This window comes from Nonomuraea sp. B10E15 (assembly GCF_039871615.1).
In the GTDB taxonomy this organism is placed as follows: domain Bacteria; phylum Actinomycetota; class Actinomycetes; order Streptosporangiales; family Streptosporangiaceae; genus Nonomuraea.
The window spans coordinates 309,417-333,941 of sequence record NZ_JBDPMB010000007.1; the positions used below are offsets into that span (position 1 = coordinate 309,417).

Consider the following 24,525-nt stretch of genomic DNA (forward strand, 5'->3'; position numbering starts at 1 on the left):
GCCCTCATGGTTGACGCAACGTTCGGGCTCCGCGCCTCACCGCCATCTACGACCCACTCGATCCGGACCGCAGCGATCTCGACGCGTATTTTGCGATGGCGGAGGAGTTCGGCGCGCGATCCGTGCTGGACATCGGGTGCGGTACGGGCGTACTCGCGCTGCTACTCGCCGAACGCCGGGATTGCGGTCACCGGGATCGATCCCGCGTCGGCGTCCGTCGACGTCGCGCGTGGCAAGCCGGGGCGCGCAGCGGCCGCAAGCGCTAAATGGGGCTGGTGCTGGTGTCGCAGCAGCCCGCGCCCGGCGTGTTCCCGGCGGATGCACAAGGCGTGACGCATCCAGCCCCGCTTCTCCGCCGTCCTGACCTCGCCCTTGGCCCCCGATCTTCAACGAGTCAGTAGACCCACGAGAGATCGGGGCCTGTGCACAGCTGCGCGTCGATCTTGGCGATGCACACCTTGCACTTCACGCCGTCCTTGGCCTCGAACGCCGTGGTGCAGCTGTACCGCTGATGGTTCTTGTGGAGGTACGTGCCCTGGGTGGCGACTGTGATTTCATACTTGTCGTTGGCCAGCTTCGTCGGCTTCTCGACATGGGCCCAGATCCAGGTCTTGTTGTTGTACTTGCCGTAGCGCATCTGCAGCGTGCCCAGACCGCTCCTGTAGCTGTACACCTCGGTCTTGACGTTGCTGGCCTTGGTCGGCGCAGCCGAGGAAGTGGCCAGCGCTGCGGCCGAGGCCGCGGTAGCCGGAGCTGCTATGCCTCCATGTGCGGGCCAGCGGGACAGGCGGCGTAGCGCGACCTCGAAGGGGGGAGCGGGGCGAGGATTCCGCGTCCTGACACCTCGCTCCGGCTCGAGCTCTCCAAGATCGGCATCTCAGACAGGCAGTGAGGAATTCGGTCGGTCGGCCCGGGATGCGTTGCCATGCACGGGCCGACCGGGGACGACACCGGCTCAGGCCGGGGCGGGCAGCTGGATCGAGGCGAGTTTCGCCGGGTCGACGACGATGTGGATGCCGGTGATCCGGCCTTCGGCGACGGTGAAGGCGATGACCGACAGCGGCGTTCCGTCCGAGCGCCAGGACATGTGCCCGGGGACGCCGTTGACCAGCACGGGCCGTTGGCGGGCGACCTCGCCGGAGAACATCCGGGCACCGGCGGCCACCTCGGTGGCGCCGAGGGTGACGACGATGCCGGTGGGGGTGTCGACGGTCAGCTTCACGTTCGGGTCGAGGACGCGCAGGAGCGCCTCGAAGTCGCCACCGAGGGCGGCAGCACGGAAGGCCTGGACGACCTCTTCGTGCTCGCGGCGGGGGCCCGTCGGCCGGTCCGTGGCTTGGACCTTGCGGCGGGCGCGGCTGGCGATCATCTTGGTCGCGTCGGCGGATTTGCCCAGGATGTGGCCGATTTCCTGGAACGGGACCGCGAACATGTCGTGCAGGACGAACGCCAGCCGCTCGCTGGGGCTGAGCGAGTCCAGTACCACTAGCAGGGCGAAGCCGACCGAATCGGCCAGCGCCACCTGCTCGTCCGGCGCGGGCTCGTCGGCGGGCGTCACCACAAGATCGACGAACTCGTGCCCGTAGCCGGTCTCGGGGTGGGCCTGGCGGGATCTCAGCAGGTCCAGGCTGATCCGGCCGACCACGGTGGTCAGCCACCCCGCCAGGTTGCCGATGGCCGCCTCGTCCTGGCGGACCAGGCGCATCCAGGCCTCCTGGACCACATCCTCGGCATCGGCGTGCGAGCCCAGCACGCGGTAGGCAAGCGCCCGCAGCCGATCGCGCTGGGCTTCGAACGCCTCGGTCGCGAGGCCGGAGGGGTGGGTGGTCACGACTGGCGCGGCTTTCGCGGCTGACGCAGCGAGACCCGGTTGCCGTCTGGGTCCACCGCCTCGATGCGGACCCCGAACGGATAGTCCACGGGCTCCCACTCTTCAAAGGTGACGCCGCGCTCGCGCATGATCTCGAAGTCCTTGCGCAAATCATCGGATTCGAGGATCAACGGACCGGGCGCGACAGGCCGGCCTGTCGCGCCCGTGTCGCCCGGCTGGCCCGCGGCCGCCGCATGCGACCACAGCAGGATCTGCACCGGGCTGCCGGGAACGCCGACCGTGAGGAACCGCCCGTCGGGACCCGCGTAGTCGGCCAGCTTCTCCAGGCCGAGTCCCTCGGTGTAGAACTCCAGCGCGCGGTCCTGATCGGTGACGTAGACCGTCGTGTACATGATGTTGGTCAGCATCCTGCTCTCACTTCACTCGTCGGTGCGACGACCGTTCGTCTCGGTCGCACCCCTATGACGAGTGTCAACGGAAGAAGGTAACAGCGCCGGAGAGGTCACCGGGGCGTATGGAAACGTGGCGGTACACCTGGAGCTCCGACGACCGTCTCACCGGCGTTACCGCACCCGACGGGAAGGAATGGCGTTACCTGTGTTCTGGCTTGACGCTAGCGAGCGGGGATGCCGAGTTCGCGGCCGAGGTAGAAGCCCTCCCGCTCTTCCACGACGTAGGACGACATCGCCTCACGGCGACGGGTCTCAGCCTGAGAGCCCCGCCAGGAGCCACAGGCCTCCTTCGTGTCCCAGAACGACACCCCGGTGATCTCCAGCCCGTCCTCGGACCAGTACGCGTACGCCTGCCGCAGCCCCGGCGGGTACGGCTCGGGGCGCCAGGCCCTCTCGAACTCCTCCAACGTGCCCGGCCTGATGCGGCGCGTCGTCACCCAGACGAAGTACTCCCTCATCCCAGCCCTCTCCCAGACACCGATTCGGCTTGATGGCGTTCTCTACCCACCGCAGGTCCACGGCGTGCACCCGCTGCCTCACCTCGTACAGGCGGTGGTGGGCGATCCGCCAAATCGTCGGCCAGGGTTGTCCGGGCAACGGCAATCGCGCGGGTCCGCGAGCCGATCGGTGGTCGGCAACGGTCACAGATTTCGCGAACCGCCGGTAAAGGCGGGCACTCCCGGCCGTCCGGCGGTCAGGTCACCTCAGCGCCCCGTCCTCCCGCATCCCGCACGACAGCGGCGAGCCGTATCGGTTCGACAGGCGAGACGGTGACCCTGGAGGAATGGCAGGCTTGGACGGTGCGTACCTGGTTCGAGCCCGAAGAGGCGGAGGAGTTCGAGGCCACCAAGGACCTGCTGGTGGCGACGTTCTGGGCGCACACGGCTCTCGGTCAGGGCGTCGATCTCACCGTTCCGGGGGCGTTCGAGCGGTTCAAGCGCGATCTGGACGCCGGTCGCGTTCCGTACGGTCTGACCTCAGGACTCGACCATCGGTCCAGCCGACGAAAGTGCTCACTCACCAGCGGCTACCAGGCACCGAGTCTGCCCGATCAACCGACCCGGTAGCTCCCATTAGCCGACGGTGGCCTTGGCGTAGGGGAACACCTCGGGCGGCAGCGGATGGTCCAGACGCCGGCGCGAGCCGCGTACGCTAACCTGCCCGGCTAGGAACAGACGCTTCACCGCAGAGAGCCGTCGTCGCCGAAGTTGCCGAACGCGACACCGCTCAGATCAGTCATCATCTTCGCCCGGATGGCAGGAGCGCTCTCACGTCGGCGCGGGTCATCGCCCGCATCCTTTATGACCAGGACCGACCCGACCATCACCACCGCCTGCTCGGTGCCGTCGAGCACCTGGATCAGCGTCGCCGCGGCCTGTGCCTGCTTGCTGCCGTTGTCTGCCCGGACGCTGTGCAGCGCTCGGAGCTCGGCCGCCCGGCGCAGTTCTTCGGCGAGCTCCTTGGCGTCCGCGGACATCGCCTACGCGAGCCTATATGACGTAAATCACATTCTGCAGCGTGAACCCGCATCGGTCGTACGGGCGAAAGCCGATGAACCGCAACGTAGGAACGGGAGCGTGATGTGACAGCCGAAGAATCCGGCAGGGCCGACGACGCCGAGTTGATCCGGCGCTCGGAGCGAACCCCAGAGGCCTTCGCCGACCTCTTCGACCGGCACGCGCCCGCGTTACGGCGCTATGTCGCTCGGCGGCTGGGACCTTCCCTGGCCGACGACATCGTGTCCGATGCCTTCCTGACCGCTTTCCGGCGCCGCCACCGCTACGACGCCGATCATCTGGACGCGCGGCCATGGTTGTACGGCATCACCGCCCGGCTCATCAGCCGGCATCGACGGATGGAGGTCCGGTTCTACCGGGCGCGGGTCCGCAGCGGCATCGACGAGATCGCCGAGCCGTACGCCGACCGCGTCGACGATCGGGTCGCCGCCCAGCAGGCCGGGCTGGCGGCGGCGCTGGCGGAGCTGTCATACGGATACCGTGAGGTGTTGTTGCTCGTGGCCTGGGCCGACATGTCGTACGAGGACGTGGCCCGCGCGCTGGACATCCCGATCGGCACCGTCAGGTCCCGCCTGCATCGGGCCAGAGCCAGGACGCGCCAGGCGCTCGGCGGAGCCAACCCCATGGCGATCGGGAAGGAGTCTTTCGATGGATGACCTGCGATCACTGCGCGAGTGGCGCGCCGAGGTCCCCGAGCCGGGCCAGGAGTGGATCGTCCCGCAGCGTCGGCGGCTGCTGACACGGATCCGGGGACGCAGGCGGGTGCTGGTACGCCGCCTGCTCGTGGTCGGCGCGCTGGGGACCGCCGCCGCGCTCGCCTTGACCACCTTGTGGCCGGAACCGCTCGCCCCGGGCCCGGCGAGCACGCAGTCGGTCGTCCGGCTCGACTCCAGCGTGGTGCTGGCGGGCGCGGCCGAGGTGGCGAGCAGGCGCATGAACGCCCCGGTGCCCCTGCCCACGCAGTGGCACTACACGAAGACCCTGGATAAGCAGCCGAACTCGGACACGACCACCACCGACGAGCATTGGAGGCGCTACGACGGCATGCAGGCCGCCTCCCTCGGCGAGGACGGCGAACTGCAGGTCGGCCCCGTATGGAATCCAATGGATGCGAACGACGACGACCTGTCGCCGCAGCAGTACGATGCCAAGCTCCGCGATCTGCCGACCGATCCGAGGAAGCTGCTGGCCAAGATCACGGCTGATCGTCATTGGATCGAAGGAGCCCGCGAGGAGGGCGTCGCCGCACAGGACGTGCCCGCCAACCTCCGCGCCTACAACGTGATCATGCTCTACCTGAGCCGCTACGGCACGATGCCGCCCAAACTGGAAGCGGCCATGTTCCGCGCCCTGGCACTCGTCCCGGGCGTCCGCATCGATCAGGGAGTGCGCGACGCCGCAGGCCGTAGCGGCCTGGGCGTCTGGATGGAAGGGCCCGGCGATGCGCCCACCCGTCGCTACGACATCCTGGATGCGCGCACCTACCGCTACCTTGGCCGCCAGACGCTCTGGTTGCGCGACCAGTTCATGAGCGGCAGTTCCACGCCCTCTGCCCGCAAGGGAGCGGTGTGGAGCACTGCCCTGCTGGCGTCGGCGATCGTCGATCGTCCTGGTGAGAAGGGCTGAGCGCTCATCGCCCTGGCCCAGGGCCATCCAGCCTGAGCTGGACCCTTCGGCCGAACCGGAAGACGCCGTCGAGGGCTTCGTCGTGTATGGGTTCAGCCAGTCGGATGTGTACGCGGAGGACCCGCAGGTCTACGACCTCGACTTGGACACCACCATCCGCGCGATCGGGAAGTGGTCCACGGCGGGGGCGAGTCGGCTGACCATGACTTCGCGCAGATCGACCGCTACCACCCGCGACGTTCGGCCATGGTGGCGGGAGCGGGCTTCCGCGCTCGCCAGGGTTCGCCTGGGCTGACCGGCGCCAGCAGTAGAACGCTTGATGCGTGCTCGCCCTCAAGGCCGCATCATGGGCCCGTCATCTGACGGATCCAGCGAGGTGAGCGGCTGGGCCAGCCTGCTCGTCAGATCGGCGATCATCAGCTCGGTGAGCGTGCCGGGCAAGGTGTGCCGGTCGAATTCGAGATCCCAGACCATCGTCCTTCCGTCCGGGAGGTCACGGTGAAGGTCTGCCGCGTAGCCGTGACGAGGCCCGCAGGGGCATAGCTGGCCACCTACCCCGACGATCGGTTCAAAGTGAACGTGGGAACCACCCCCAAGTTCCCGTCCCAGCCCCACGACCAGTGGGAATCGGGGCGGGTTGGCGCGTCGTCCGCCGATGACCTGGAGGTGGGGCGGAGGACCCGTAGTAGTCCGAGCGCGGGGTGCGACACGAGGTCGCACGAGGTGAGTGAGCTTCATCAAGGGAGGTCGGCCGTGGGGCCGTAGGTGCAGCTTCGGATCAGTGTCCGTGGATCTGTCCCCGGCCTGGCGTGCGTCACTGGTAACGGTGGGGTGCGAAGCCCAGGTGATCAAGCCCAAGGACTTCCGTTCCATCCGGAAGTCACAGGCCACGGGGAAGACCGGACGGGTGAACGCGAGTGAACCCCTGATGATGCCTCGTCATCGGAAGCCCCGCAGATGGGTTGCAGCAGCGGGGTCAAGGACTGGCCGCTGGGAAGCGGCGGGCGCCGATCGGAAGACTCGAAGCCGGTCGGGAGGACACCGTCGTCCTCGGGGTATAGGGGGCACCCAACCCGGTCGGATCTCACTCGTGCGGAACGTGACAACCCCGTTGGGGTCCGAGAGCCGCAAGGCGCTCGGCAAGCCGACCGTGAGGAAGGCCCGATTCCCCAGCGGGCGCAGGATGGCCCGAGAAGCCAATGCCGGTGGCCGAAAGGCAGCGGGAAACCGGGACGTCATGGCCAGCTCCTCCGCTGGCTGTCTCGGATAACCGGCCGGATACGAGCGCTGCTCGAACCCGAAAGGGTGCTGACGCGGGCCAGGTGAGCCTGTGAAGAGGTGATGAGGACGACATCGGAACCGAAGGGCAAGTTGGACGCCATGACCACTACGGCTGCGGCCGGCGACGGCGTGGTGAACGGACCGGAGGGCGAACTCCTCGACTGGCCGTCGATCGACTGGCGCAAGGCCGAGGAGCAAGTACGGCGTCTGAGGCAGAGGATCTTCACGGCGACGCAGGCGGGCGATCTCAAACGGGTGCGCAACCTGCAGAAACTGATGCTCCGCTCGCGGGCGAACACGCTGGTCAGCGTGCGTCGGGTGACGGAGATCAATGCTGGCCGCAAGACCCCCGGAGTGGACGGGCGGACCGCGCTGTTACCGCAGATGAAGGCCGATCTGGCCGACTGGGTGCAGTACCGCTCGTTGTCGTGGACGCCCCGGGAGGTCCGGCGGGTGTTCATCCCCAAGGCAGGCGGGAAACAGCGTCCACTCGGGATCCCGGTGATCGCCGATCGGGTGCTTCAAGCGCGGGTGGTCAACGCGCTGGAGCCCGAGTGGGAGGCGCGGTTCGAGCCGAAGTCGTATGGCTTTCGGCCCGGGCGCGGCTGTCAGGACGCGATCTCAGCGATCTATCTCACGCTGAAGGGCAAGAACCCGCAGCGTGTGTGGGTGCTGGACGCGGACCTGAAAGCGGCGTTCGACCGCATCGATCACGCCCATCTTCTCTCTCGGCTTGGCACTTTCCCCGGACGGGGAATGATCGCGGGCTGGTTGAAGGCGGGCGTGCTTGACCGCGGGCAGTTCGCCCCGACCGAGGAGGGCGTCCCGCAGGGCGGGATCGTCAGCCCATTGCTGCTGAACGTGGCCTTACATGGGATGGAAGAAGCCGCCGGAGTCCGCTATCGCAAGCTTGGCACGCACGCCGCCGAGTCGGTCGAAGGCTCTCCGGCGCTGATCAGATATGCCGACGACCTGGTCGCGCTGTGTCACAGCCACGACGAGGCCGAGCAGGTCAAGGCCCGGCTCGCTGCCTGGTTGGCGCCCCGGGGACTGACGTTCAACGAGGACAAGACTCATATCGTCCACGTGGATGCCGGTTTCGATTTCCTGGGATTTCGCGTCCGCCGTTATGACGGCAAGCTGCTGATCAAGCCGAGCCCGGCGGCTTTGAGACGGATCCGGGAACGGCTGCGCACCGAGATGAAAGCCCTGCGTGGGGCCAACGTCAGTGCGGTGCTGCACAAGATCGACCCGATCGTGCGGGGTTGGTCGGCCTATTACCGGACAGTGGTCTCCAGCGACGCCTTCACGGCGCTGGATGACTACATGTGGAAGCTCACCTACAAGTGGGCCAAACACGGCCATCAGAACAAGCCGAGGCGCTGGATCGTCGATCGGTACTTCGGCCGGTTCACTTCTACAGGCAGGACCGGTGGGTGTTCGGCGACCGGAATACCGGCGCTCACCTGCGCAAGTTCTCCTGGACGAAGATAGTCCGACACCAGATGGTCGCGGGAACCTCGTCCCCGGACGACCCGTCCCTCACCGAATACTGGTCCGCGCGGCGGCACAAGGGACCACCTCCACCGCTGGACGCCTTCAGCCTGCGAATGCTCAAGATCCAAGCTGGACGCTGCCCACTCTGCGGAGACTTCCTGCTGCACGCCGATCACCAGCCCCAGCATCCACACGAGTGGGAACGCTGGGCGATGGTGACCCGCCAGGCGATCACGAGGCACAGCCTCGCCGTCGATCGCGGGCGCGGAACGTCGGACATGGCCATCCGCCTCGTGCACGCTTCCTGCCGCCGTCGGCACCATGCCGACCGAAGCAGAGGCCCAGCTCTGCAACGCCTGTGAGCCTTCAAGGGCTTGCTTGAGCCGGATGCGGTTGGCGCCGCACGTCCGGTTCTGAGGGGGCCTCGGCGCAGCAATGCGCCGGGGCTACCCGACAAAGCCGTGTACATGGCCAAGGGGTCCAGCGGGTTCACGCACGCGACGTACTGCAAGGGACGGAGACGCTGGTGAATACCGGTGAACTGCTGTGGCCAGACCCTGGGTCGGCCTATCAGCGGGTACGGCGGATGCAGACCAAGCTGCGCCAATGGCTGTGATCCGTTCCTCCGAAACCGCCTTTGGCGGGGGATGGAGGGGGCCGGGGATTCTCTTCCCGGTCACAACTGATTTGTCCGATGGTCGGTGTAATCCCGGCCCCTCATGATGCATGGAGGAAAAGCAACATCCTCATGGCTGCGACTGGTCATCAACGCTATGGGAGCAAGGATGTAAAGGGGATAAGCGGCGACCTCGACGTTCGTGACGCCCCAAGCAAGCTGCCTATGGTCAGGAGACGAACGCACGCCCGAACTGTCGTTAGCAGTGACAGACCCACGCGAGGTAGAGGGTCTGGCCCGAGAGGGCATGGTCATCGGGGCGGACAGGTCCAATGGTGTCCGCCCATGCATCCACCTGGTGGCCCGGCAGACAGTGCGGACCTAAGGGCAGCGTCAAACGGATGAATCGGAACGGAGTAACCCTGTGTGGGCTCTCATCAAAACGGTGAGCAGGCGACCGGGCCGTATGCCCGCGCAGGGAAGGATTGCCCGAGAAGCAAACGCGTGGGGTAATGCCCACGATAAGCCGACGCGGGCACGGTCATGTGGACGGAAAGGGGTGTGAGTAGTGGGAAGTAACGGAAGCGACGACGTTCCTGATGAGGGCCGGACGATCGAAGACTGGGCATCGATTCCCTGGCGGAAGCTGGAGACCACGGTGTACCGCCTGCAAAAGCGCATCTTCCGAGCCTCGCGCCGTGGCGATGTGTCGGTGGTGTGGAGTTTGCAACGCCTATTGATGAAATCGGAAGCTGCCCGCTGTCTGGCAGTACGCCGGGTGACGCAGGACAATCGAGGCAAGCACACGGCCGGGATTGATGGAGTCGCCTCCGTCTTACCTAGTCAGCGCTCGCTGATGGTGGAGCGCCTGCGAGAACCGGAGACGATCAAACCCAGGCCCGTGAGACGGGTCTGGATTCCCAAGCCCGGGAAAACCGTGAAGCGCCCTCTGGGCATTCCTGTGATGTTGGATCGGGCGCTGCAGGCGCTAGTAAAACTCGCTCTGGAGCCTGAATGGGAAGCAAGGTTTGAGCCCAACAGCTATGGTTTCCGCCCGGCCCGCTCGGCTCATGATGCGATCGCGGCAATCTTCGATGCGACATGCAAGAAGGACAAGTATGTCCTGGACGCGGACATTAAAGGCTGTTTCGACAACATCGCTCATGAGCCTCTTCTGGACAAGCTCGCCACGTTCCCCATGCTGAGGCGCCTCATCAAGGGCTGGCTCACTGCGGGGGTCATGGAGGGCGAAGTCATGGAGGACACCTGGCGGGGCAGCCCGCAAGGTGGGGTCATTTCTCCGCTGCTGGCACTGATCGCGCTTCATGGGCTGGAGACGAGGATCACATCAGCGTTTGGCAGTCGCGACCGTCCTCAGGTTGTGACCTACGCCGACGACTTCGTGGTCCTGCATCCAACTCGGGAAGGCGTCGAAAGGGCCCGGCTTATCGCCGAGGAGTGGTTGAAGGGCATCGGGCTGCGTTTGAAGACGAGCAAGACCCGGATTGCTCACACCCGGATTGCTCTAGACGGGCGAGCCGGATTCGAGTTTCTCGGCTTTCATGTGCGTCGATACGTGACCGGAGAATACCGGCCAGGTAGCGATGGACGGAAGCAGCCCGTCATCAAGACGCTCATCAAACCCAGCAAGGAATCTATCAAACGGCATCATCGAGCCATGCGGGACATCGTCCGTGCACGCAAGACCGTTCCGCATGAGGCGTTGATCAGCGACGTTAACCCGGTCATCCGGGGGTGGTCGATGTATTACCGCACGGTGGTCTCCAAGAAGGTTTTTGCCTCCTGTGACTACCGGCTGTTCTCCACGTTGATGCACTGGGCAGGCCGCCGCCATCCGAAGAAGAGCGCGGGTTGGGTGTTCGCGAAGTATTGGCGGCGAAGCGAACGGGGCCGCTGGGAATTTTCCATCCCAGATGGTCCACGCCTCGCCGTTCACGCGGACATTCCCATCAAGCGCCATGTGAAGGTGCGCGGTGACGCCAGCCCTTATGACGGAAACCTTGTCTACTGGGCCACCAGGCTACGGGTCCATCCGCTGACCACAAGCAGAATTGCTATCCTGCTTCGCCGTCAACGAGGGGCCTGCGCACACTGCCGACTGCTGTTCACCGAAGCCGACACCATCACCGTCAAGCGGTTCTCCCCTCCAAACTGGAAGGGATTGACTGATCTGGCGGGCATGCGTGCCGTGCATCGACATTGCCACAGCAAAGTCAGCGACATAGCGGGAGAAGCCACTCTCGCGAACGTCGCCAGGGTGTTCACGACAAGAACCGCATGACTGAGGAGCCGGATGAAGCTAGAGTTTCACGTCCGGTTCTGTAGGCGAGCCGCCCCCGCGAGGGGGCGGCTTAGCCGGCGCGATCGATGATCCCGGTCGCCGGTTTGATGATCTGTTCAACCTCATCTATCACCCGGACTTCCTCACGGTCGCCTGGAGGAGTGTGCGGAGTAACAAGGGAGGGCGCACGGCGGGGGTGGACCGGGTCATCCCGGCGTTCATCTCCGACGACGCCGACATCGTGGCATTTCTGAGCGAGGCACGTGGGCAGTTGAAGACGCGCGCATTCGTTCCGTTGAACTCCCCAGGTTGCTGCGCGCGGATGCGGGCTCGCGTCTGGACTGCGACCTCGAAACGGCTGTCGGGATGTACCCGGGGCCGCCGGAGATGGTCGTCTGGATCGGCCCGCACGCGCCCGGTTGGACACATGTCCTCGCCTTCGGGATGGACCCTTACCGTCTTGGCGTCATCAATCTGGGAAAGCGCCGCGTCTTCGAGATCCACTGCGACGAGGAGTTGGGCAGGCTCGATCCGCTGTACCTCTACTACGACGGCGAGCAGCTCGGCCACGTCACTCCGCCGTACGAGGAAGGCGGATACATGAAATTCGCTGACTACCGGCCTTACGCGAGCGGGCTCGCGCTCGGCGAGGGCTCCGGCCTCGAGCATGACATCCACCGCATGTTGTGCATGGTAGGCCGCATCACAGGGCGCTTCCTCGATCGGGAATGGTTCGCGTCGACCCGGACCGCGTACCGGATCCCCGAGGGGACGTGGGACGAGCCATGGTGATGCCCGGTTGGCCCGGCTGATGGGGCGGTGAGGCAGCGTCTGGTGGGCGGGCGGTGGCCTTTTGCGCCTGGCGCCGGCGGTCCTGCCAGGAGCCCGCCGGGCCGCGGATGCAGACGATGCGCTCGTGGCCCATCTCGACGAACCAGCTGACGAGTGCGCCGAAGGCGGTGGTCGTGTCGTTGACCGCCCAGCTCATGCCCTTGTTTTTCGAGGTCGATAGAGCAGGGTCGCCGCGGACCACTCGCCCGAGGCGGCGCCGATCGTGTCGACGATGGATGAGCCTGCGACGATGCCGGAGCCCAGCACGGCCGAGGTCTGTGCATGGGCTCGCGAGAACGGTCTGGAGGTGCCGGCTAAGGGGCGGCTTCATCCGCAGGTCTGGGAAGCGTACCGGCGCGCCCACACGTGAATCACCCGGAAGACCCGGCGCTGGGGCAGGGGGCGAGCGGCACCGACATGCCGGGCGATGTCATTCTTGCCGGCGACGGGTGCGGACGGGCTTCGCATGGAGGGATGACGCTCAGTTTTACGCATGTATTCGGCATGGTCAACGGCTATGTTCGTCGCATGCCGAGCCGTCGTAGCGGGTTACGAGAGGCCTGGTCGCCTAGAATCGGGGTCTGACCTGGGAAAACACTGCCAAGATCATTCCGACTATGTCCCCTGATCATGGTCCTACGGTTGCATCCGGGCGCTCTCGGCTGCCTATGAAGGTCCACCAAGCAAATGACCTGCGGCCGTAGAACCGCAGGTCAGGGGCCAAAACGCCTGGTCAGATGAGTGCCCCCGGCAGGATTCGAACCTGCGGCACCCGCTTTAGGAGAGCGGTGCTCTATCCCCTGAGCTACGGAGGCGGACCCTGGTAAGCCTAGCGAAAGTCTGGCGCTGCGTGTGACATGGAGCCGGGGTGAGTTTGGTCGGGTTGGTTATGGGCGTCCTGAGCTGCGGTAAAGGCATGGCAAGTGATCGGATTGTGCCTCGGCAAGCGTGGATAGCGTCTGCCTGTGACCAGGAGGAGATGCGCGCGGGCCCGCCGGCGGCCCGTTGTGTTGTTCGGGGCGTTGCTGGCGCCGGGGATCCTTGCCGGTGGGTTGCTGGCGGGGGAGATGAAGGGCCTCGAGCGGGACGTACGGGCGGCCGGGGTCGAGCGCGGGGGCGGGATGGTGGTGTTGGCGCCGGTGCGCTTGCCTGCTCCGGCGCATCCGGATCGTGTGTACGAGGGCGTGGTGCCGGCGCCGGTTCGGGAGGCGCCTGAGCCGGTTCGGCCGGTTCCGGCTGTCGCCACGTCTGGGTCTGAGGGTGGGCCGGAGCCCGGGTCCGAGCGGGTGGTGGTTGAGGAGCCGGTGACGCCTGCGCCGGTGCGGACGGAGACGTCGTCGTGTCCGGGGGAGTGGGCGGACACCTGGTTGTGGGAGTTGTGCCGGGCGCGGCAGCAGGCTGCGGATTCGGACGCGGACGGCGGGGATCTGCTGCCGGGGATCTGAACCGTGGCCCGGTGGGCGGCGTACCCGTTGGTAGGGCGTGTTGAGGGCTCCTGTGTGTTGGGGGCGTTCGTGGTGTGGCGTGTTGTGGGGGTTGACCGTACAAAGTGGGTCTTTTGTCTCATAACAGCTCTTCGGAGTTCGCTCCGGACTCTCTGAGGGCTGTAGTAACGTGCGTGCCTGACCCCGGTAACGAGTTTGCAAACGGAGGAGTCGAACGTGCCAGCCCCTCGGTCAGCGGGTCTGATCGCGGTCGTCATGGCCATGGCTTCTCTTGTTACGCCGTCCGCGCAGGCTCAAGCTCTGGAACGGGAGCCGCGTGATCCCGCCGGCCTGACCGCGTTGCGCAAAGAGGCCGAGAAGTCGGCCAAGGAACTCGAGGACGCCACCAAGGCGCTCGAGGAACGCCGGTCGCAGATCGCCGCCTCCGAGAAGGAGCTGAAGACCAAGCTCACCGCCCTGCAGGAGATGGAAGGGCGGCTCGCGGTGATGCGCAGGCCCGTGGCCGAGATGGTCGAGTTGATGTACGAGCAGCCGGTCGCGGCGGATGGGGTGCTTCCGTTCCTGTCCGGAGGGTCGGACCAGCGGAAGCTGCGGGCACTGACGGACGCGACCCACATGGTGAGCATGCGGCAGCAGGCGGTCGAGCAGACCAGCGTGCTCTACAAGGAGGCCGAGCGGCTGGCCGCCGAGGCGCAGGAACTGCGGGCCGGCAACCTGCTGGCCGAGGCGCAGATAGCGGCCGAGGTGGACACGTTGCGGAAGCGGTCGGACAAGATCGTGAAGTCGCTGACGGCGGCGCTGGTCAAGCTGGGTATCAAGGTTGACAAGGTGGGACGGGACGCGCTGGGGTGCAATCCGCTGCGGGCGGCGACGGCCGATGACTATCCCAACGGGCTGATCCCCAAGGGCATGTTGTGCCCGTTGCAGCAGAAGGGGCACAGTCTGAGGGCCGACGCCACCATCGCGTTCGTGAGCCTGAACGAGGCCTATCGCAAGCAGTTCGGTAAGTCGATGTGCGTGACCGATGCCTATCGCAGCCTCGGCGAGCAGCAGTCCGTCTATTACCGGCGGCCGGGGTTCGCCGCCGTGCCGGGGCGGAGCAACCACGGGCTCGGGCTGGCCGTCGACCTGTGTGGCGGGGTGGAGCGGTCGGGGTCGGCGGAGTTTGTCTGGATGGAGAAGAACTCCAAGAGGTATGGGTGGTTCCACCCATCCTGGGCCTACAGCAATCCGTTCGAGCCGTGGCACTGGGAATATGATCCCGACATCGACTCGGCACTCTAGACGGTGACCACCTGCGCGCTGCAGAAGGCGCAGCGGGACGCGGCCTTGGGGATCTCTGACAGGCATTCAGGGCAGTCGCGGGTCGTCGCCTCGACCTTGGCGGTCAGACGGTCCTTGACGTGGGCGTAGGGCTTGACGACGAGGAAGTAGACCACGCCGGCGACGATCAGGAACGACACCACCGCGTTGATGAAGTTGCCGTACATGAAGTCGGACCGGCCGACCGTGACCCTCAGCGACGAGAAGTCGGGCAGGCCGCCGAACGCCGAGATCAGCGGTGTGAGCAGGTCTTTCACGAACGACTGCACGATCGAGTTGAAGGCCGCCCCGATGACGACGGCCACGGCCAGGTCGATGACGTTCCCCTGCATGAGGAACTTCTTGAATCCACTCATGCAGAGGGATGGTAGCCGCACGCTCACGGGCCGCCGCCCGGATTGATGATGATCGAAAGACGGCCGCCGGCCTGGGCGGCGGCCAGCTCTGCCGCCTGGGTGGGGGTGGTCGCGAGCACGATCAGGGCGCCGTTGTCGTCGCCGGAGTCTCTCGGGGCCGCCGGGATGGTCAGGACCGTCAGCTCCGACGCGATCTGGCTGGCCGGCCGGCCTTCCTGCCAGGACGCCAGCACGCCGATGGTGGAGCCGGGGGAGATGAGCTCGACCGCCGCGGCGTCGGCTATGCGCACGGGGGCGGCCACCATGCCGGGCGGCAGGCGGAACGAGTGGAGGAGGCGGACGTCGGTCAGCGGCTCGCCCTTGCGCATGGGGGTCGCGAGGATCTGGCCCGTCTGCGCGGTGCGCACCGCTCCTGACGGAGGGTGGGCGAGCGGGACGGGGTCGAAGTCGTCGGGGTCGAGCGGGCCTGGGGACAGGTCGCGGGCCGCCACCAGGACCGCGGGGCCGGAGGCGGGGCGGGTGGCGAGGTAGGCGGACAGGATCGCGACGGCGGCCAGCGCCGCCGCGATGAGACGGCGGCGACGGCCGTAGCGGCTCAGCCAGGCCCGGATCACGGCAGCTCGAAGGGGTGGTCGATGCCGTCGAGGGCGGTGGGGCACGGGCAGGTGCGCTCTTCGGGAAGCGCCTGGACGGTCTCGGTCACGAGGGTGCGCATGCGGGCGACGTTTTGGGCGAAGAACTTGAGCACCTCGTCGTGGGTGACGCCCTGGCCGGTCTCCACCCCGGCGTCGTGGTCGGTGACCAGGGACAGCGAGGTGTAGCAGAGGGCCAGCTCCCGGGCCAGGATCGCCTCGGGGTGGCCGGTCATGCCGACGATCGACCAGCCGTTGGACGCGAACCACCGCGACTCGGCCCGCGTGGAGAACCGCGGGCCCTCGATCACCACCAGCGTGCCGCCGTCGACGGTCTCCCAGGCGCCGGCTCTGGCGGACCGCACGGCCACGGCCCGGCCGGACGGGCAGTAGGGGTCGGCGAAGGAGACGTGGACGGCGCCGTCGGTGTCGTAATAGGTCTGGACGCGGCCTGAGGTGCGGTCGACGAGCTGGTCGGGGACGACCAGGGTGCCAGGGCCGTATTCGGCTTTCAGCGAGCCCACGGCGCTGGGCGCGAGCACCTGCCGGACGCCGAGCGAACGCAGCGCCCAGAGGTTGGCGCGGTAGGGGATGCGGTGTGGCGGGAAACGGTGGTTGCGGCCGTGCCGGGGGATGAACGCCACGGAACGCGCGCCGATGCGCCCGACCGTGACGACATCGCTGGGCGATCCGTAGGGGGTGGAGAGCTCGATCTCCTCCGCGTCGTCGAGGAGGGAGTAGAAGCCCGAACCGCCGATGACGCCGATGTCTGCGCGAGTGACCATGGCGCAGAGAGTATCCGGAGCGGGGAAGGGCGGTGGGGAGCAGAATGCGGTTCTGTGGATAACGGGGGGACGCCCCGCACAGGCACGCGGACGGGCCGCTGCGCGCGCAACGCACGGGCCGGAACGGCGCGCGGGACGGACTCTGTCGGCTGGTCGCCGGCAGAGGGCCCGGCCCGCGACTCGTACGGCCGCCGCACGGGTTGGAACCGCGGGCGCGGCCGGAGCATGCCGAGGGCCCGGGCGGACCCGCCCAGGAGAACGGCGCGGTCAGTTGGAGGCGGCGGCCGGCGCGGGAGCCGGGGCTGAGGAGCCGGAGTCGCCCGACTTGCTCTCCGAGGACTTCGACGAGGAGTCGGCCGGCTTCGTGGACGACGACGAGGACGCTGCGGAGGAGGTCGAGGCGCCAGAGGTCGACGAGCGGCTGTCGGTCTTGTAGAACCCCGAGCCCTTGAACACGATGCCGACGGCGGAGAAGACCTTGCGCAGGTTTCCTTCGCAGCTCGGGCAGACCGTGAGGGCGTCGTCGGTGAACTTCTGGACGACCTCGAGCTGCTCACCGCAGTCGTTGCAGGCGTACTGGTAGGTCGGCACGCGCTTCTCCTTCAGGTTTGGCACTCGAGGGATGCGACTGCTAATGCTAACCGATGCCGTCAATCACCTATTCCAGCCCCCGCTCGCCGTACCAGCCCGCCAGCTTCCCGCTGCGGCTCACGGCGCGGATGCGGCGTTCGACCTGGTCGCGGCAGGAGGCGGTGGCGACGACCAGGAGCTGGTCGTTCACCCTGATCCTGGTGGTGGTGGCGGGCACGAACGACTTGCCGTCACGCACGATCAGCGTCACGGCGGCTCCGGCGGGCAGGCGCAGCTCGAAGATCTCCACACCGTGCAGTCGCGAGCCCGGTGGCACGGTGATCTGCAGCAGGTCGGCCTGGAGCTCCTCCAGCGGCGCCGACTCCACCGACAGGTCGTGCGCCTCGGCCGGTGCGGTCACCTTGAGCCGCCGGGCGACGAACGGCAGTGTCGGCCCCTGGAGCAGGGTGAACACGATGACGATCACGAAGACCTGGTTGAAGATCTCTTTGGAGCCCTCGACACCTGAGGCCCAGGGGATGGTCGCGAGCACGATCGGGATCGCGCCGCGCAGCCCCGCCCACGACAGGAACGCCTGGTCGCGCCAGCTCACCCAGCCCATCCGCAGCACCCATGCGACCGCCGAGCTCGCCATGACGCACAGCGGACGCACCAGGAGCACCATGACGGTGCCGGTGATCAGGCCGGGGATGATCGCCGACGGCATCTCCTTCGGGCTGGCCAGCAGCCCCAGCATCACGAACAACCCGATCTGCGCCAGCCACGCCGCCCCCTCGGCGAACCCCCTGGTCGCCGCCCTGTGGGGCAGCCGCGAGTTGCCCAGGATCAGCCCGGTGAGGTAGACGGCCAGGAATCCCGAGCCGTGCAGCAGCACCGCGCCGCCGTACGAGACGAAGGTGAGCGCGAGCACGGCGATCGGGTAGAGGCCCGAGGCGGGCAGGGCGACGCGGCGCAGCGCGTACGCGCCCGCGGGCCCGACGGCGAGGCCGACCGCCGCGCCGATGAGCAGCTCGATCGTGGTGTCGAGCAGGAACGTTCCCAGGCTGGGAGACGAGTGCGCCGCCCCGCTGAGCAGCACCACGGCGATCACGGTGGGCGCGTCGTTGAAGCCGGACTCCGCCTCCAGCACGCCCGCCAGACGGGGCGGCAGCGGCAGCCTGCGCAGCACCGAGAAGACGGCCGCCGCGTCGGTGGAGGCCAGCACCGCGCCGAGGATCAGCGCGGTGTTCTGGTCGATGCCGAGCAGGCCCTGGACGACCAGCGCGAGCACCACGATGCTGACCGCCACGCCCACGGTCGCCAGCACCACGGCTATGGGGACGGACCGCCGCACATGGGACCAGTTGGTGGTGAGCCCGCCCTCGGCCAGGATCACCGCCAGCGCGGTCAGGCCGATCTGCTGGGCCGCCTGAGGGCTGTCGAAAGGGATGCCGAATCCGGAGTCGCCAAGGAGGATGCCGAAGCCTAGGAACACCAGCAGGCTGGGCAGGCCGGTGCGATGGGCGAGGCGTACGGATGCGATGGCGGCGATGACGATCGCGGCTCCGAGAAGGAGCCAGACATTGAGCGTCATTCAGCCCTCTCTCATCCCTGTGGTCACATAAGCCTAGTAAGGCCTGACGGTGTCATGGCATAGCGGACGTAGCGGTCGTGTGGTTCGGACGGGACATCGTCGATCACCTCCCCGTCGTGGAGAAGAGCGACCGTGGGGACATTGGGACCGACTCTGGCCAGGGCTCGATCGTACGAGCCGCCGCCGCGGCCGAGGCGTACGCCCGTCTTCCTGTCCACCGCCAGGGCGGGCACGATCACGAGGGCGGCGGTGCGGACGGCGTCGACGCCGCGGCGGGTGTCGACGGGCTCCATGATGCCGAAGCGGCCGGGGGCGAGCGTGCCGGGCCCGTCATAGACCGCCCAATCGAGGTCGTCGTCCTCACGAAGCACCGGGAGGATCACGGTGGCGCCGTGTTTCCACAGGGCGAACACCAGCCCGTGCGTATCCGGCTCCGACCCCGTTGACCAGTAGCAGGCCACCAGACCGGCCATCTGGACCCACGGTTGTTCGAGCAGGGTTTCACGGACCTTGACGGCGTTTGCCCGTAGTTGCTCTGGGGAGAGTGCACTACGCGCCGCGTTAAGCTCGCGGCGCAGGTTGAACTTGTCCACAGGTGCCTCCACTAGGGTCTACTCATGGCTGACTTCGACCCTGTGACGAAAGCCGTCGTGCCCGCCGCGGGTCTGGGCACCCGGTTTCTCCCGGCGACCAAGGCGACACCGAAAGAGATGTTGCCCATCGTCGACAAGCCCGCGATCCAGTATGTCGTTGAAGAGGCCGCCTCGGCGGGGCTCCTCGACGTGCTCATGGTCACCGGCAAGAATAAACGGTCAATCGAGGACCACTTTGACCGGGCGTTCGAGCTGGAGGGGGCCCTCGAGGCCAAGGGCGACGAGCATCGGCTGTCCCAGGTTCGCGAGCCCGCCTCGCTCGCGACGCTCCACTACGTGCGCCAGGGCGAGCCGAAGGGTCTCGGCCACGCGGTGCTCTGCGCCAAGCAGCACGTGGGCGATCACCCGTTCGCCTGCCTGCTCGGCGACGACCTGATCGACCACCGCGACCAGCTGCTCAAGCGCATGATCCAGGTGCGCGACACGTTCGGCGGAAGCGTGATCGCGCTGATGGAGGTGCCCAAGGAGCAGGTCTCGCAGTACGGCGTGGCGACCATCGAGGCGACCGCCGAGGACGACGTCGTGCGGGTCACCGACCTGGTGGAGAAGCCGCCGGCCGACGAGGCGCCGTCCAACTGGGCGATCATCGGCCGCTACGTGATCGATCCCGCGGTGTTCACGGTGCTGGAGGACACGCCGCCGGGGCGCGGAGGCGAGATCCAGCTCACCGACGCGCTGCGCACGCTCGCCGCGCGCGGCTCCTCGGAGGGCGGGCCCGTGCACGGCGTGCTGTTCAGAGGGCGGCGCTATGACACGGGCGACAAGCTCGACTATTTGCGGACGGTGGTGAAGTTCGCGGCGGACCGGGAGGATCTGGCGCCGGATTTCGTGCCGTGGCTGCGGGAGTTCCTCGATGAAATCGGTTGACGCGCATCTGGCCGAGATCCTGGCCACTGTGCGTCCGCTGGCGCCCCTGGAGCTCGACCTGGAGCAGGTGCTGGGGGCGACGCTGGCCGAGGACGTGTCGTCGCCCGTGCCGCTGCCGCCGTTCGACAACTCGGCCATGGACGGGTACGCCGTACGCGCTGAGGATCTGTCGGAAATTCCGGTTACGTTGCCGGTGATCGACGACGTGGCGGCCGGGTCGACCGAGTTGCGGGCCGTCGGGCCCGGCCATGCCGTACGCATCATGACCGGGGCGCCGCTGCCCGCCGGGGCCGACACCGTGGTGCCGGTGGAATGGACGGACGGCGGCACCGTCTCCGTGCGCATCGACCGCCGCGCCGAGGCCGGCAACGCGATCCGGCGGGCGGGAGAGGACGTCCAGGCAGGCGACGTGGTGCTCGGGGCGGGCACCGTGATCCGCCCCGCGCAGCTCGGCATCATCGCCGGGGTGGGGCGGCGCCGGGTCCTGGCGCGGCCGCGGCCCAGGGTCGTGGTCCTCTCCACGGGCGCCGAGCTGGTCGAGCCGGGGTCGCCGCTGGCCACCGGGCAGATCTGGGAGTCCAACAGCTACACCCTGACGGCGGCCGTGCGGGAGGCGGGCGCCGAAGGCTACCGCGCGGGCTCGGTCGCCGACGATCCGGCCGAGCTGCTCGACCGGCTCGACACCCACCTCGTGCGCGCCGATGCGATCATCACGAGCGGCGGGGTCTCGATGGGTGCGTACGAACCGGTCAAGGAGGCCCTGTCGCCGCTGGGGACGGTCCGGTTCGAGAAGGTGGCCATGCAGCCGGGGATGCCGCAGGGGTTCGGCGTCCTGGGGGACGACCAGGTGCCGATCTTCGCTCTGCCGGGCAATCCGGTGTCGTCCTTCGTGTCATTCGTGCTGTTCGTACGCCCGGCGCTCGACAAGATGCGCGGCCTGCCCAGCGGCATGCCGGAGCTCGTGACCGCCAGGGCCGCGGGTCCGTTGCGCTCGCCGTCCGGGCGGAGGTCGTTCCTGCGTGGGGCGCTCGCGCCCGACGGCACGGTGACGCCGGTGCACGGGCAGGGCTCCCACCAACTTGCCGCCCTGGCGGTGGCTGACGCGCTGATCGTGGTTCCCGAGGAGGTCACCGAGGTGGCTGCGGGCGCCACGGTGGAGGTGATCAAGCTGTGAGCGAGCTGACCCACATCGACGAGACCGGCGCCGCCCGCATGGTCGACGTCTCCGCCAAGGACGTCTCGGCCCGCACCGCCACGGCGAGCGGCCGGGTGCTGCTGACGGCCGAGACGGTGGCGCTGCTGCGGTCGGGTGAGGTGCCCAAGGGCGACGCGCTGGGCGTGGCGAGGATCGCGGGCATCATGGGGGCGAAACGCGCCCCCGACCTGATCCCGCTCTGCCATCCGATCGCGCTGCACGGCGTGAAGGTCACGCTGGAGGTCGAAGACTGGGGCGTGGCGATCACGTGCCGGGTCAAGACGGCCGACCGCACCGGCGTGGAGATGGAGGCGCTGACGGCGGTCTCGGTGGCCGCGCTGGCGCTGATCGACATGGTCAAGGCCGTCGATCCGGGCGCGGTGATCACCGACGTGCGGGTGGAGGAGAAGCTGGGCGGGAAGACCGGCCGCTGGACGCGGGATCCGGCGTGATCCGGGCTCTCGTGATCACCGTGTCGAACCGGGCGTCGTCCGGGGTTTATGCCGACAAATCCGGCCCCATCCTGGTCGACCTGCTGCGCGGCGAGGCCGGCTGCGAGACCGTCGAGGGCCCCGTGCTGGTGCCCGACGGCGAGGCGGTCGAGCGGGCGCTGCGCGACGGCGTGGCGGCAGGCTTCGACGTCATCGTCACGACCGGCGGCACCGGTCTGACGCCGCTCGACCTGACGCCCGAAATGACGGCCAAAGTGATCAGCCGGGAGGTTCCGGGGATAGCCGAGGCTATTCGCCAGGCAAATCGCGAAAAAGTGCCTACTTCCGTACTATCCCGGGGATTGGCCGGACAGGCGGGCAAAACCTTGATCGTAAATTTGCCAGGATCTTCCGGCGGCGTACGCGACGGCATCGCCGTACTCGCGCCGATTCTGCGGCACGCGGTCGACCAGATCCAGGGCGGCGATCACCCGCGCTGACCACGATCCGCATCCTCGATCGCTGACCCCGTGGCGACATCATGGCCGATAGGGGGATGATGAGAATGTGGATCGACTTCGTGGCTGGCCGGCGACTCTGAGGGAAGGTCCGGTCGGCCTGCGGCCGCTGCGGCTGAGCGACGTGCGCATGTGGCGCGAGACCCGGCTGCGCAATGCCGACTGGCTGCGTCCATGGGAGCCGAGCAACCCGGAGACGCCGCTGTTCAGGACCGGTCTCGGCCCCTACATCTCCATGGTCGGCACGTTGCGCCGCGAGGCCAGGCAGGGGCTCGCGCTGCCCTGGGTGGTCACGTACGACGGGCGCTTCGCGGGGCAGCTCACCGTCGGCGCGATCGTATGGGGATCCGCCCGCTCCGCCCAGGTCGGCTACTGGATCGACGGCGCGCTGGCCGGCAAGGGCATCACCCCCACCGCGCTCGCCATGGCCGTCGACCACTGCTTCTTCACCACCGGCCTGCACCGGCTGGAGGCGAACATCCGTCCCGAGAACCAAGCCAGCCGCAGGGTGGTTGAGAAGCTCGGATTCCGGGAAGAAGGCATTCGGCGGCGCCAACTCCACATCGATGGAGCCTGGCGCGACCACATCTGTTACGCGTTGACCGTCGAGGACGTTCCTGGCGGCCTTCTCGTGCAGTGGCGTCGTGCACGTGAGTCGGCAACTCACGGCGGTTCTCCCGTCGAAGAGGTTTGACGATCTCGCGACACACCGCACCGAATGCTCGTCAATTAGTGACACGCGGTCTTACGGTGCGTGACGTGAGCACATTGAAGACGCAACCAGCACACTCGCGTCTTCGTGCTGCCCGGAGGTGCCCATGAGCATCCTCCTCTACTTCGCCATCGTCGTGATGTGGCTCTGCGTCCTGATCCCGATGTGGCTGCGCAGGGACAAGACCAACCTCGCCGAACTCGCCGAACTCGAAGAGCACTACACCGGCGAGCACCAGCTGCCCGACCTCGACAACCTCGACCCCTCCGACGCCGACGAGGACGACGGGGCGGTGCCGATGGAGGTCGAGAAGGTCGACGTCCGCCAGTTCCGGCTCCGCCGCCGCGCCATCATCGTGGCCCGCCGGCGCCGCCTCCTCTTCTTCACCGCCCTGCTGGTGCTGGCCTCGGTCGTCACGGCAGCGGTCAAGATGATCCCATGGTGGGGGGTCGCCCCCTCCGTCGTCATCATGCTGGCGTATATGGCCTTTCTCCGCATCGCCGTACAGGTCGACAGGGAACGGCGCGAACGTGCCCGCCAGGCGCGCGCCGAGCGGCTGCGGCGGGCACGTGAGCAGCGGCGGGTCGTCGAGGAGGCGGAGGCCGAAATCATCGATCTCGCCTCGCACCACTCTGATGTGCTGTTCGATCAGTACGCCGAACCGCCCAAGCGAGCGGTGGGCGACTGAAACGGTGGCGCGAGGACCCTCCGGAGTTTGCTAATCTGGTCGAGTCCTTGGGGATGTAGCGCAGTCCGGTAGCGCACTTCGTTCGCATCGAAGGGGTCAGGGGTTCGAATCCCCTCATCTCCACCCAGGGCCGTTCATGAGACGGCTGGACTGAAGTTGACGGGATCCCGTCTGATCATCGAGATCAGGCGGGATCTTGTCGTTTCAGGGGTTTTCGAATCGGGTTCGTCCTGGTTTGGGGGCCGCGGAGCAGGTGCCTGGGGAGGCCCGGGTGGTGTCAGGCCGCTGGTGGAGGACCGAGATCCGGCCGTTGGGCATGGCGAAGCCGACGGTGGGCTGGGCGCTGCGGTGGGGTGGCGGGTTTTGCGGCTTATGGGGCGGGTGGTGGTCTGCTCTGGCCTGCGGGTGGCGTGTCGTCGAAGGGCTCGACTGGAGTCTGCGGGGTGTCGGCGGGTGTGATCGGCTCGTTTTGGGGCTGGTGGGTGTGGCGCCACCGGTCGAGGAAGTGGTCGTTGGCGACGGTGACGAGCAATGCGACCAGGATGGTCTGGGCGACGCGGCCGTGGGCGAGCCGGATCTTGGGGTCGCCGAGGTCGAGGTCGTGTCCCTTGAGACGGCCGTTGATGCCTTCGGTGTTGGCGCGGACAGACTTGTAGGTCCCGATCCAGGCGGGACTGAGGTAGGTCAGGTCCTGGCGGAGTTTGTCGAGGTGGCCGAGGTCGTCCTTGTTCAGGGTGATGGTGTGCTGGTGGCAGATCTTCGGCAGTTCGCCGGTCTTGTGGTCGGGGGTCGGGGGTCGGGGG

Annotated in this window: 27 protein-coding genes and 2 tRNA genes; 15 read left to right on the plus strand and 14 right to left on the minus strand. The window is 67.5% G+C overall.

Going from position 1 to position 24,525, the window contains the following annotated elements; all coding sequences use genetic code 11:
• Positions 1-394 precede the first annotated feature (394 nt).
• The 4 genes from ABGB14_RS22770 to ABGB14_RS22785 form a co-directional block, all read right to left on the minus strand.
• On the minus strand, positions 395-673 hold the full coding sequence (locus ABGB14_RS22770) for a hypothetical protein (RefSeq protein WP_347645830.1): 279 nt from the start codon (positions 671-673) through the stop codon (positions 395-397).
• 282 nt (positions 674-955) lie between these two features.
• The gene (locus ABGB14_RS22775; protein WP_347645831.1) at positions 956-1,831 is read right to left on the minus strand and encodes a sigma-70 family RNA polymerase sigma factor; all 876 of its coding nucleotides are present in this window, start codon (positions 1,829-1,831) and stop codon (positions 956-958) included.
• Positions 1,828-2,238, minus strand: a complete 411-nt coding sequence (locus ABGB14_RS22780) for a VOC family protein (RefSeq protein WP_347645832.1) — start codon at positions 2,236-2,238, stop codon at positions 1,828-1,830. The genes ABGB14_RS22775 and ABGB14_RS22780 overlap by 4 nt, the downstream gene beginning before the upstream one ends.
• Positions 2,239-2,444: 206 nt before the next feature.
• Entirely contained in the window at positions 2,445-2,741 is a 297-nt protein-coding gene (locus ABGB14_RS22785) for a hypothetical protein (protein WP_347645833.1), read from the minus strand.
• Positions 2,742-3,053: 312 nt separating this feature from the next.
• On the opposite strand from ABGB14_RS22785, the gene ABGB14_RS22790 reads away from it, so the two are divergent.
• Entirely contained in the window at positions 3,054-3,350 is a 297-nt protein-coding gene (locus tag ABGB14_RS22790; RefSeq protein WP_347645834.1) for a hypothetical protein, read from the plus strand.
• Between the two features lie 113 nt (positions 3,351-3,463).
• Here ABGB14_RS22790 and ABGB14_RS22795 read toward each other — a convergent pair whose 3' ends face one another.
• Positions 3,464-3,760, minus strand: a complete 297-nt coding sequence (locus tag ABGB14_RS22795) for a hypothetical protein (RefSeq protein WP_347645835.1) — start codon at positions 3,758-3,760, stop codon at positions 3,464-3,466.
• Between the two features lie 105 nt (positions 3,761-3,865).
• On the opposite strand from ABGB14_RS22795, the gene ABGB14_RS22800 reads away from it, so the two are divergent.
• A complete protein-coding gene (locus tag ABGB14_RS22800) occupies positions 3,866-4,456 on the plus strand; it encodes an RNA polymerase sigma factor (protein ID WP_347645836.1) in 591 nt (196 codons plus the stop codon).
• Complete coding sequence (locus ABGB14_RS22805; protein ID WP_347645837.1) at positions 4,449-5,426, plus strand: CU044_5270 family protein; 978 nt, start codon at positions 4,449-4,451, stop codon at positions 5,424-5,426. The genes ABGB14_RS22800 and ABGB14_RS22805 overlap by 8 nt, the downstream gene beginning before the upstream one ends.
• A gap of 333 nt (positions 5,427-5,759) precedes the next feature.
• Here the strand turns inward: ABGB14_RS22805 and ABGB14_RS22810 are convergent, their stop codons facing one another.
• On the minus strand, positions 5,760-5,900 hold the full coding sequence (locus tag ABGB14_RS22810; protein ID WP_347645838.1) for a hypothetical protein: 141 nt from the start codon (positions 5,898-5,900) through the stop codon (positions 5,760-5,762).
• A 906-nt stretch (positions 5,901-6,806) separates the two neighbouring features.
• On the opposite strand from ABGB14_RS22810, the gene ltrA (ABGB14_RS22815) reads away from it, so the two are divergent.
• From ltrA (ABGB14_RS22815) to ABGB14_RS22825, 3 genes are all read left to right on the plus strand, one after another.
• Positions 6,807-8,201: a group II intron reverse transcriptase/maturase gene (gene ltrA, locus ABGB14_RS22815; protein WP_347645839.1), complete on the plus strand. Its 1,395-nt coding sequence runs from the start codon at positions 6,807-6,809 to the stop codon at positions 8,199-8,201.
• Between the two features lie 1,187 nt (positions 8,202-9,388).
• Positions 9,389-11,122, plus strand: coding sequence for a group II intron reverse transcriptase/maturase (gene ltrA / locus ABGB14_RS22820; protein ID WP_347645840.1), 1,734 nt, complete (start codon positions 9,389-9,391; stop codon positions 11,120-11,122).
• A 309-nt stretch (positions 11,123-11,431) separates the two neighbouring features.
• Complete coding sequence (locus ABGB14_RS22825) at positions 11,432-11,914, plus strand: hypothetical protein (protein ID WP_347645841.1); 483 nt, start codon at positions 11,432-11,434, stop codon at positions 11,912-11,914.
• 781 nt (positions 11,915-12,695) lie between these two features.
• On the opposite strand, the gene ABGB14_RS22830 is transcribed toward ABGB14_RS22825, so the two are convergent.
• Positions 12,696-12,768, minus strand: a tRNA-Arg gene (locus ABGB14_RS22830).
• Positions 12,769-13,257: 489 nt separating this feature from the next.
• Here ABGB14_RS22830 and ABGB14_RS22835 point away from each other — a divergent pair.
• Together ABGB14_RS22835 and ABGB14_RS22840 are read left to right on the plus strand one after the other, a co-directional pair.
• On the plus strand, positions 13,258-13,398 hold the full coding sequence (locus tag ABGB14_RS22835) for a hypothetical protein (protein WP_347645842.1): 141 nt from the start codon (positions 13,258-13,260) through the stop codon (positions 13,396-13,398).
• 216 nt (positions 13,399-13,614) lie between these two features.
• Entirely contained in the window at positions 13,615-14,682 is a 1,068-nt protein-coding gene (locus ABGB14_RS22840; protein WP_347645843.1) for a D-alanyl-D-alanine carboxypeptidase family protein, read from the plus strand.
• On the opposite strand, the gene mscL is transcribed toward ABGB14_RS22840, so the two are convergent.
• The 6 genes from mscL to ABGB14_RS22870 form a co-directional block, all read right to left on the minus strand.
• Positions 14,679-15,077: a large conductance mechanosensitive channel protein MscL gene (gene mscL / locus ABGB14_RS22845; protein ID WP_347645844.1), complete on the minus strand. Its 399-nt coding sequence runs from the start codon at positions 15,075-15,077 to the stop codon at positions 14,679-14,681. The two genes, ABGB14_RS22840 and mscL, sit on opposite strands and share 4 nt — an antisense overlap.
• Before the next feature lie 23 nt (positions 15,078-15,100).
• The gene (locus ABGB14_RS22850; protein WP_347645845.1) at positions 15,101-15,691 is read right to left on the minus strand and encodes an RcpC/CpaB family pilus assembly protein; all 591 of its coding nucleotides are present in this window, start codon (positions 15,689-15,691) and stop codon (positions 15,101-15,103) included.
• Positions 15,688-16,494, minus strand: a complete 807-nt coding sequence (locus tag ABGB14_RS22855) for an S-methyl-5'-thioadenosine phosphorylase (protein WP_347645846.1) — start codon at positions 16,492-16,494, stop codon at positions 15,688-15,690. The genes ABGB14_RS22850 and ABGB14_RS22855 overlap by 4 nt, the downstream gene beginning before the upstream one ends.
• Before the next feature lie 267 nt (positions 16,495-16,761).
• Positions 16,762-17,085 carry an FmdB family zinc ribbon protein gene (locus tag ABGB14_RS22860; RefSeq protein WP_347645847.1) on the minus strand — a complete coding sequence of 108 codons (324 nt, stop codon included), beginning with the start codon at positions 17,083-17,085 and terminating at the stop codon, positions 16,762-16,764.
• Between the two features lie 67 nt (positions 17,086-17,152).
• Positions 17,153-18,658: a potassium/proton antiporter gene (locus ABGB14_RS22865; protein WP_347645848.1), complete on the minus strand. Its 1,506-nt coding sequence runs from the start codon at positions 18,656-18,658 to the stop codon at positions 17,153-17,155.
• 23 nt (positions 18,659-18,681) lie between these two features.
• Positions 18,682-19,251: a 5-formyltetrahydrofolate cyclo-ligase gene (locus ABGB14_RS22870; RefSeq protein WP_347645849.1), complete on the minus strand. Its 570-nt coding sequence runs from the start codon at positions 19,249-19,251 to the stop codon at positions 18,682-18,684.
• Between the two features lie 24 nt (positions 19,252-19,275).
• Between ABGB14_RS22870 and galU the strand changes: the two genes are divergently transcribed.
• From galU to ABGB14_RS22905, 7 genes are all read left to right on the plus strand, one after another.
• The gene (gene galU / locus ABGB14_RS22875) at positions 19,276-20,178 is read left to right on the plus strand and encodes a UTP--glucose-1-phosphate uridylyltransferase GalU (RefSeq protein WP_347645850.1); all 903 of its coding nucleotides are present in this window, start codon (positions 19,276-19,278) and stop codon (positions 20,176-20,178) included.
• Positions 20,165-21,352, plus strand: a complete 1,188-nt coding sequence (glp, locus tag ABGB14_RS22880) for a gephyrin-like molybdotransferase Glp (RefSeq protein ID WP_347645851.1) — start codon at positions 20,165-20,167, stop codon at positions 21,350-21,352. Before galU ends, glp begins: the two co-directional genes overlap by 14 nt.
• Positions 21,349-21,825, plus strand: a complete 477-nt coding sequence (moaC, locus tag ABGB14_RS22885) for a cyclic pyranopterin monophosphate synthase MoaC (RefSeq protein ID WP_347645852.1) — start codon at positions 21,349-21,351, stop codon at positions 21,823-21,825. The genes glp and moaC overlap by 4 nt, the downstream gene beginning before the upstream one ends.
• Positions 21,822-22,304, plus strand: a complete 483-nt coding sequence (locus ABGB14_RS22890) for a MogA/MoaB family molybdenum cofactor biosynthesis protein (RefSeq protein ID WP_347645853.1) — start codon at positions 21,822-21,824, stop codon at positions 22,302-22,304. The genes moaC and ABGB14_RS22890 overlap by 4 nt, the downstream gene beginning before the upstream one ends.
• Before the next feature lie 67 nt (positions 22,305-22,371).
• Positions 22,372-23,016, plus strand: a complete 645-nt coding sequence (locus ABGB14_RS22895) for a GNAT family protein (RefSeq protein WP_347645854.1) — start codon at positions 22,372-22,374, stop codon at positions 23,014-23,016.
• Between the two features lie 124 nt (positions 23,017-23,140).
• Positions 23,141-23,722: a hypothetical protein gene (locus ABGB14_RS22900; RefSeq protein WP_347645855.1), complete on the plus strand. Its 582-nt coding sequence runs from the start codon at positions 23,141-23,143 to the stop codon at positions 23,720-23,722.
• Between the two features lie 49 nt (positions 23,723-23,771).
• A tRNA-Ala gene (locus tag ABGB14_RS22905) sits at positions 23,772-23,845 on the plus strand.
• 247 nt (positions 23,846-24,092) lie between these two features.
• On the opposite strand, the gene ABGB14_RS22910 is transcribed toward ABGB14_RS22905, so the two are convergent.
• A partial coding sequence (locus ABGB14_RS22910) for a hypothetical protein (RefSeq protein WP_347645856.1) occupies positions 24,093-24,525 on the minus strand: 433 nt, incomplete at its 5' end.

Excerpts from the sequence above, each read along its gene's own strand:
- ABGB14_RS22780 (WP_347645832.1), bottom strand. The coding sequence starts at position 2,238 with ATGCTGACCAACATCATGTACACGACGGTCTACGTCACCGATCAGGAC.
- ABGB14_RS22785 (WP_347645833.1), bottom strand. The coding sequence starts at position 2,741 with ATGAGGGAGTACTTCGTCTGGGTGACGACGCGCCGCATCAGGCCGGGC.
- ABGB14_RS22795 (WP_347645835.1), bottom strand. The coding sequence starts at position 3,760 with ATGTCCGCGGACGCCAAGGAGCTCGCCGAAGAACTGCGCCGGGCGGCC.
- ABGB14_RS22805 (WP_347645837.1), top strand. The coding sequence starts at position 4,449 with ATGGATGACCTGCGATCACTGCGCGAGTGGCGCGCCGAGGTCCCCGAG.
- ABGB14_RS22810 (WP_347645838.1), bottom strand. The coding sequence starts at position 5,900 with ATGGTCTGGGATCTCGAATTCGACCGGCACACCTTGCCCGGCACGCTC.
- ltrA (WP_347645839.1), top strand. The coding sequence starts at position 6,807 with ATGACCACTACGGCTGCGGCCGGCGACGGCGTGGTGAACGGACCGGAG.
- mscL (WP_347645844.1), bottom strand. The coding sequence starts at position 15,077 with ATGAGTGGATTCAAGAAGTTCCTCATGCAGGGGAACGTCATCGACCTG.
- ABGB14_RS22855 (WP_347645846.1), bottom strand. The coding sequence starts at position 16,494 with ATGGTCACTCGCGCAGACATCGGCGTCATCGGCGGTTCGGGCTTCTAC.
- ABGB14_RS22865 (WP_347645848.1), bottom strand. The coding sequence starts at position 18,658 with ATGACGCTCAATGTCTGGCTCCTTCTCGGAGCCGCGATCGTCATCGCC.
- galU (WP_347645850.1), top strand. The coding sequence starts at position 19,276 with ATGGCTGACTTCGACCCTGTGACGAAAGCCGTCGTGCCCGCCGCGGGT.
- glp (WP_347645851.1), top strand. The coding sequence starts at position 20,165 with ATGAAATCGGTTGACGCGCATCTGGCCGAGATCCTGGCCACTGTGCGT.
- ABGB14_RS22900 (WP_347645855.1), top strand. The coding sequence starts at position 23,141 with ATGAGCATCCTCCTCTACTTCGCCATCGTCGTGATGTGGCTCTGCGTC.